Genomic DNA, 7504 nt, shown 5'->3' with positions numbered 1-7504 from the left:
TCTGATCGTCTATTTCTATGCGGCAGGCAAACGATGCTGGGCACGGCTGCTTTGTTTGGGGCTGCCTTCGGCATACTGATTGAACGGGGACAGATTTGCTTTACGTCCGCATTCCGCGATCTCTGGATCAGCGGACGGGCAGCCATGACGAAGGCGATCTTCGTCGGAATGGCCGTCAGCTCCGTTGCCACGCTGATCATTATTCTGGTAAACGGAATGGACCCGATTACGAAGATCGCCGCGCCGAGCACGCTGATCGGCGGCATCCTGTTCGGCATCGGCATCGTCATGGCCGGCGGCTGCGAAACCGGCATGATGTACCGTCTGATGGAAGGCCAGGTGGTATTCCTGCCTGTATTCATCGGCAACATTGCGGGAGCCACCGCTTTGGCATACGCCTGGGACCACCTCGGCATTTTCAATGCCATCGTGAAGCCCGGCAAACCGATCAACCTCATTACGGCGATGGGACCGGCCGGTGCGATCATTCTGACGCTGGCTCTGCTGGCGGTCGGTTTTGGCATTGCCGTGTACTGGCAAAAAAACTACCGGTTTGGCATCGGCTTTAAGAAAGGGGAAACGAAACATGTCCATTGATTTTACGCTCGATCTCCGCGGGGAATCCTGCCCGTATCCGGTCATTTACACGCTGGAAACGCTGCGTGATCTGAAGAAAGGCCAGCTGCTGCAGGTCATTACCGACTGCCCTTCTTCCTTCCGTAACGTTCCGGAGGAAGTCGTGAAGCACGGATATGTGCTGGAAAAGGATCCCGTCCGGAACGGCCAGGAGTTTTTGTTCTATATCCGCGCGTAATCCGCGGCATACGTTGAAGACCAAAAAAGGNTTAGAGCGATAACCGCTCTAATCCTTTTTTACATAACAGACAAGGAACAGCGCCAAGAGAGTCCCCGTCACGCCCGCGATGACAGCAGTAACGCCGGCGGCCTCCGGCCGTTCCCTGACTTGATCATAACGTATGAAATGCATACCATATCAAGATGTTTTTTTCGTCGCGCCCATTTTTAGGCTTGCGGATCGCTGACTTTCACTAACATTTTACCGAGATTCGTACCCTGGAACAGCTGCAGGAACGCGTCGATCACATGGTCAAAGCCCTCGACGATCGTTTCTTCGTATTTCAGCTTGCCTTCGGCCAGCCACTGTCCCAGCTGCTGCATGCCCTCAGCTTGGCGGGAGGCATAATCGCTCAGCACAAAACCTTTGATCATCGAGCGGGTCTTGATCAGCTTGGACAGAATTCTCGGGCCGACATCCTCCGTGCTGTTGTAGGACGAAATCGCGCCGCACAGCGGAATCCGCGCATAGTCGTTCAGCAAGTTCATGACCGCATCGGATACGCTGCCGCCGACATTGTCAAAATACACGTCGACCCCGTTCGGACATGCCGCTGCCAGCTCTTCTTGGAAATTGTCAGCTTTATAGTTCACCGCCGCATCAAAGCCGAGCTCGCGGGTCAGGTACTCGCATTTCTCATCCGTACCGGCGATGCCGACGACGCGGGTGCCCTGGATCTTGGCGATCTGGCCCACGAACATGCCGACGGAGCCGGCGGCACCCGAGACGACGACGGTTTCCCCTGCCTTCGGCTTGCCGATATCCAGCAGACCGAAATAGGCCGTCAATCCGGTCAGACCCAGCACGCTCAAGTAAGCGGACAACGGCGCGATCGACGGATCGAGCTTGCGGACGCTGCCGGCATCGACCGTGTTATACAGCCGCCAGCCCAGCATGCCGATTACCTTGTCCCCTGGCTGCAGGACATCGGACTTCGATTCCACCACTTCGCCGACGATCCCGCCGGAAATGGCCTCATTCAGCTTGAACGGCTCCACATACGACTTCGCGTCGCTCATTCTTCCCCGCATATACGGGTCAACCGACAGATACAGTGTGCGGATGACGGCTTGACCTTCCTGCGGCTCTTGAACGCTCCCTTCGCGGAACTCAAAGTTTTCGGGTCCCGGCATGCCCACCGGGCGCGATTGTAACAGAATCGAACGGTTCATCAATGGTTGTACCATACAATATTCACATCTCCATCATTTAGAATTGGGATCAAAAGGCGATGACTACACGGCCTCAAAACCATCCAGTATTAATAGGATAGTTTTAAAACTTTCAAATTACAAAGAATAAAGAGGGGTCTCCCGCCCAATCATAGACTGTCCAGGAAACCCGGCAAAAATGCGTTAAACGTATCCTCTCTAAGCTGCCCGTATTTATTCTGGCCCCTCCGGTAAATGTGGATCAAATCGGCCTCATACAAAATCTTGAGATGATAAGACACGTTGGATTTGTCCATCCCAAGCGATTCGCCGACCTCACCGCATGTTTTGTGTTCCGGATGCCGAACCAGATACCGGATCATTTCGATCCGCTTCACTTCCGACAGCGCCTTGAAAATTTTGGCCCGCTTCTCATCGTCTTTTGACGTTAGTTTGATAGTCATGCAACTATCCTACTCCTTTGCCTTCGGCAGAGTCAAGCAGCCAAATTGTTACATCCCCTATTCTGCTGCCTGCTCTTTCTCGGTCGTAACAATGACCCCATCGATATTATCCCCGGAAATCTCATAGTTTGCAGAAGCCGGCTTATCAATTTTTCCCATATCGGCCGACGGGTAATAAGCGATCTCGTAGGTCTTGCCCTCCACCGTCTCCGTGATCTTCCCCTGCTGCTTTAGATAGTCCAGATATTCTTCCAGCGCCATATTCTTCTCATACATCACGGCGCTGTGCGGCAGGCCGACATACCGGAAGTGCCACGGTTCATATTGGATGCCGGTAATGCTGATTTTGTCTTCGGGATAACGCAAAATAAAGCCGTACTTCCAGGCGTTCTCCTTCAGCCATTTGCCTTCCGGCGCCTTATCCATCTCCTTCAGACTGGAACCGATATCCATGGAGAGCCCCAAATTATGCTCGCTGGCACCGGCCGGAAGGGCGTACTCGGAGCCTTTTTCCTTATACAGCTCCTCCTGCTTGTCAAAATCGCGGTAGCCGCTGCTGATGAGAAAATGATCCACGCCGTCCTTCCTGGCCGCGTCCACCATAGTCATAAAATGGCGTGCCAAATCCTCGGACAGCATAATTTGCGCGTCCAGCAGGCTGTATCCTTCCATCAGGTCTTTATGATCAAACAGATTGACAACATCTTTCTTTACCGCATCCCCGGAAACGGGATGATCCTTGTTGACCAGCAGCAGGTTGCCCAGATGCACCTGATTCGAGTTGACGTCCAAATACGGACTTTCTTCCTTGGAAGGGGATCCATCTTCCGGCTTCGCCGAAGCTCCGCCCTGCTTGGCGGCTTCCTGTTCCGTTTCTGTCTTCACATGCTTTGTGCCCGAGCCGCCGATCTGATGCTGTACGCTTCTAAAGCCCACCAGCACCAGGATGACGATGACTGCGAGCATGAAAAACCACTTTCTCATTTCATCGTGTCCTCCTTCAATGCCTGTGTAATATAATAGAGGATCGCTTGGGAAATGAATAGGGGAAATTATGACTATTTCGCGGATTCTCCAACAATGTAAGGTGCCAGGGGCGTCCGGGAGACCGCCTTGACGATCGCCCAGGACAGCAGGATAGACAGCGCTCCACCGGCCCATACAAGCAAATGATAAGAGAACGGTCCGGTCTGCTGCACATATTCCCGCCACAGGAGCAGGAAGAATGGATGCAGCAGGTAAATGCCGTAGGAATACGTCCCGAGCGAAAACAGCGTCTTGTACAGCGGGCTTCCTTGACGGAATTTCCGCGCCAGCTGCAGCAGGAATAAGCAGGCCAGTGAGAAATACAAGCCTTCGGACAGCTTGTTCATGTACGATAGATAAGGCTGCGGAACCCAGTGCGGAGCGGCGGTCTGCAGCCATTTCTGCCCAATATACACGGCTGCAGCCGCTATAAACGCTGCCGACATCCAGCCCGCGCCTGAGCCAAACGCTTGTCGGACGCCCTTCTCCCTCATCTTTTTGGCAGCATAAGCCCCCAAGTATAAATACAGTATATACGATCCGATAAACGTACCGATTTCGTCCATATGCCATACATAATAGTTCAGCAAATAGATAGCCAGCTGGACGGCGATCCCGAAAACGAGCGGATGGCGTTTCAGCATAGAAATTTTCTGCAGCAGCATAAACAGCGGAAACAGCAGGTAGAACTGCGCGATAATGATCATGAAGTACAAATGCTCGTAATTGTTCCCCAGCGGCAGGTTGCTCCAGAATCGATGCCAGCCCTGCTCCAGCGGGAGCCCGTGAGCGTACGTGTAATAGGCCGCATAAAAAAAGGACCAGAACAGATAGGGAACCACGACTTTCTTGATCCGCTTTTTATAAAAAGAAAGCCAGTTCAGCTGCCTCCCGTCGTAATGATAGAACAGCAGGAGCGCGCTCAGGAACAGAAATCCCGGAACGGCGAAATTACAGCCGACGTTTACGATATAGTACAGCGGGTATAACGTTGAACCGGTCGGCAGCTTCGTGACCGAAAACGAAGTCGTATGAATGGCGACCACCGCGATGATCAGTATGCCTCTCAGCAGCTCCAGATAGGTTATCCTCTCTCTTTTTCCCACAATGTCCACCCCAGATGTCAGGATTCAGCCTTATAGAGGTCATTACCCATATGGTGGGGGCGGTTACCAAGGTATTTTCTAGGGGGCGAAAAGCAAAAGGCCCGCGGGATGACTCCCGGGGCCTTAAACTGCTGCGTTAACCCACTGTTCTACAGATGCTGAAGCTTATCGGGGTTTCTGACGATAAACAGATCACGAATCCGGTCACCTTCCACATGGAGAAGCATGGCGCCTTCGACCCCCTCCTGAGACCGGAACACAATCCCAGACTGGCCGTTCAGTGAGACATGCTCAATTTGGATGTCTCCGTCAGCGGCCGAAAATTTGCGATACACGCCCAGCGCAAAGCGGGCGACGAAGATCGGCGACACGATCGGTTGAACCGCCGCGGACGCCTTGCCGCCCCCGTCGGACGTGATGACGACGTCCTTCGAGAGCAGAGACAGCACGGAATCCATGCTGCCCTGCTCCAGGGCCGACAGAAACCGGTGGACCCATTCTTCGTCCGCAGCTTCCGGCTGAATCGGCATCTCGGGATCAAACCCCATTTTGGCACGGGCCCGGCTTAACAGCTTGCGGCAGTATACCTCCGTTTTCTCGATGAGTTCCGCAATGTCCGGATATTCAAAGCCCAGCGCCTCCCGAAGGATAAAGACGGCGCGCTCCAGCGGGGACAGCCGCTCCAGCAGCACCAGCATCGCATAGGACAGCAGCTCCCCTCGAACCACGGTTTCGGCGGTATCCTCCGCCGACGTCTCGATCGGCTCGGGCAGCCATGGCCCGAAGTACTGCTCCCGCTGCCTCTGGGTGGATTTCAGCATATCCAGGCAGCGGTTCGAAACCATTTTGCACAGGTAGGATTTCGGTTCTTTCAGCTGTGCCAGGTCCCGGTCCGCCAGCTTCACGAAAACGTCCTGCACCGCATCCTCCGCATCGGACACGGAGCCCATCATTTGATAAGCGATCGAAAACAGCAGCGGACGGTAATTCTCATACAGTTCCCTCATGGATTGCTCACCTTTCCTACTGGCATGGCGTTGCTCACTTGAGCAGACTCGCATGATCCCAGGTGAATTTCCGAATATTCCAGCCGAGTCTCCCTTGTATGATCATATCGAGTCCCCACTGCCGGGTCCAGACCATTCCTTTGGCCGGACCAAGGCCGAAGCAGAAAACATCCATATACCCTTTATGAACAGGTGCAGGACGGCCCTCGACATCCGCCGCCACGACTTGGCCGAGCCTGGCCGCCTGAGCGCCGGCTTCCTTGCAGGTCATAGCATCTGCCCGGCCCGTCTCCGGATCGACGATCTGCGCGCAATCTCCAATGCTGTAGACGCCGGGTTTGCCCTCCACCCGATAGCTCGCATCGACAACTACTTTTCCTTCCGCAGTAACCGGGAAGCCCATGCTGGAAAGCCTTGGATTCGGCACGATGCCAAGCGTCCATACGCACAGCCCTGCGGAAATTTCGCTTCCGTCCGAAAGGGCGATCACCCCGCCGCGTTCCCGGATGACCTTGCGTCCGTGCAGTGTAGTGACCCCCTCATCGGCTAGCAGCCGCTCCAGCTTGCGGGACACCTTCGCCGGACCCTGCGCAAACAGCCGCTCCTCGGCATTGACCAGATACACCCGGATGTCCGCGGGATTGAGGCCCAGACCCTCAGCATCTGCCCGGATGGCATGAGCCAGCTCGGCCGAGGTTTCAATGCCGCTGATGCCTCCTCCGGCCACGGTAAACGTCAGCAGCTTGGCGCGTTCCTCCGTACCGGCGCCGGCCGCTTCACGGAGATTCTGCTTCCACATCCGGCGGATCTGTTCAGCCGCTTCCGGCGAGGTCAGTGCGATACCGCCCTGATCCGGCTGTGGGCGGCGGACCATGCTCCCCGCCGCCATCACCAGGATGTCATATCCAAGGCGTGCGTCCCCGCCCTCACTGCGGCTGTAGATCAGCTGCCTAGCATCAAAATCCACGCGCATGACCTCCCCCTGAACGAGTTCTACGCCTTCCCCTTCCGGGAACAATCGTCTCAAAGGGACCGCAATATCCTCCTGTAGAGCTGCCGGCTTGAATAGCAGCACCTTGCGAAGGTGATAAGGATCTTTGTTGATCAGGATGAGCCTGAGTTCCCGGCTCACACCTTTAAGCGATTTTTGCAAAGCCTTGACCGCATTGATTCCGGCGTAGCCGCCGCCGACCACGACGCATGTTAACTTTTCCATAACGTCCACTCCCCGCTTTGGTTTTGCATATATCACGAGGAAGGGGAAGCATTTGTGACACGGAAAGCAGAAAAAAATGAAAAAAGCGGCACAGGCCAAAAACCCCCCCCGCCTTCGGGAGGTCTCATCGGCTTCTATGATCCGGCTTCCTGTAATCTATGACTGGGCGCCGGTATTCATTCCGCAAGACGCCTCGCCTGCAGCATTCACGCATTCCGCCTGTCCCGCTTCCCTTGCGCTTCCTGGCTTCGAGCGCTCCAGCATCACGCTGCCCGCGGCTAAGGCGATGCCAATGGCCACAATCACGGCCGAAGCCAGCGGCAGTCCGGACAGCCCCAGCCTGCTCTCAGCCACATACCCGCCGATAAAGGCGCCAAGCGCATTGCCGAGATTAAAGGCAGAGATGTTCAGGGTGGAGGCCAAATCCTGCGCCGAGCCGGACCGCCGCAGCACCTGGACGTTCAGCGGAGTGACCATCGCATACGCGGCCGCTCCCCACACAAACACCGTAATGAGTGCGGGAACGACCGAAGTGCTCGTGAAATAAAAGGCGATCATCACTGCCAACAGCAGCCCCATACTGCCCAAGAGAGCTGCATGGAGATGCCGGTCGGCCAGCTTGCCTCCAGCGGCATTCCCGATCACCGACGCCAGCCCAAACAGCAGCAGCACGATTGA

Annotated in this window: 8 protein-coding genes and 1 pseudogene; 2 read left to right on the top strand and 7 right to left on the bottom strand. The window is 55.4% G+C overall.

Annotated elements, in window-relative coordinates; translation table 11 throughout:
* Positions 1–597, top strand: a pseudogene (locus tag CPT76_RS30110) (YeeE/YedE thiosulfate transporter family protein); the annotation flags it as partial.
* Positions 587–814, top strand: coding sequence for a sulfurtransferase-like selenium metabolism protein YedF (gene yedF, locus CPT76_RS30105; RefSeq protein WP_105445487.1), 228 nt, complete (start codon positions 587–589; stop codon positions 812–814). The pseudogene CPT76_RS30110 and the gene yedF, both read left to right, overlap by 11 nt.
* 209 nt (positions 815–1023) lie before the next feature.
* Here the strand turns inward: yedF and CPT76_RS30100 are convergent, their stop codons facing one another.
* From CPT76_RS30100 to CPT76_RS37985, 7 genes are all read right to left on the bottom strand, one after another.
* Entirely contained in the window at positions 1024–2043 is a 1020-nt protein-coding gene (locus tag CPT76_RS30100) for an NADP-dependent oxidoreductase (protein ID WP_258168967.1), read from the bottom strand.
* 134 nt (positions 2044–2177) lie between these two features.
* Positions 2178–2471, bottom strand: a complete 294-nt coding sequence (locus CPT76_RS30095) for an ArsR/SmtB family transcription factor (RefSeq protein ID WP_076172099.1) — start codon at positions 2469–2471, stop codon at positions 2178–2180.
* Between the two features lie 57 nt (positions 2472–2528).
* Positions 2529–3455, bottom strand: coding sequence for a M15 family metallopeptidase (locus CPT76_RS30090; RefSeq protein ID WP_105445485.1), 927 nt, complete (start codon positions 3453–3455; stop codon positions 2529–2531).
* A gap of 74 nt (positions 3456–3529) precedes the next feature.
* Positions 3530–4603, bottom strand: coding sequence for an acyltransferase (locus CPT76_RS30085; RefSeq protein ID WP_181153131.1), 1074 nt, complete (start codon positions 4601–4603; stop codon positions 3530–3532).
* Positions 4604–4752: 149 nt separating this feature from the next.
* Entirely contained in the window at positions 4753–5610 is an 858-nt protein-coding gene (gene sigJ, locus CPT76_RS30080; RefSeq protein ID WP_105445483.1) for an RNA polymerase sigma factor SigJ, read from the bottom strand.
* Positions 5611–5644: 34 nt separating this feature from the next.
* The gene (locus CPT76_RS30075; RefSeq protein WP_105445482.1) at positions 5645–6826 is read right to left on the bottom strand and encodes an NAD(P)/FAD-dependent oxidoreductase; all 1182 of its coding nucleotides are present in this window, start codon (positions 6824–6826) and stop codon (positions 5645–5647) included.
* A gap of 156 nt (positions 6827–6982) precedes the next feature.
* A partial coding sequence (locus tag CPT76_RS37985) for an MFS transporter (RefSeq protein WP_181153129.1) occupies positions 6983–7504 on the bottom strand: 522 nt, incomplete at its 5' end.

This window comes from Paenibacillus sp. AR247, assembly GCF_002968895.1.
In the GTDB taxonomy this organism is placed as follows: Bacteria; Bacillota; Bacilli; order Paenibacillales; family Paenibacillaceae; genus Paenibacillus_AQ; species Paenibacillus_AQ favisporus.
This window is presented reverse-complemented; position numbering and strand designations above follow the sequence as displayed.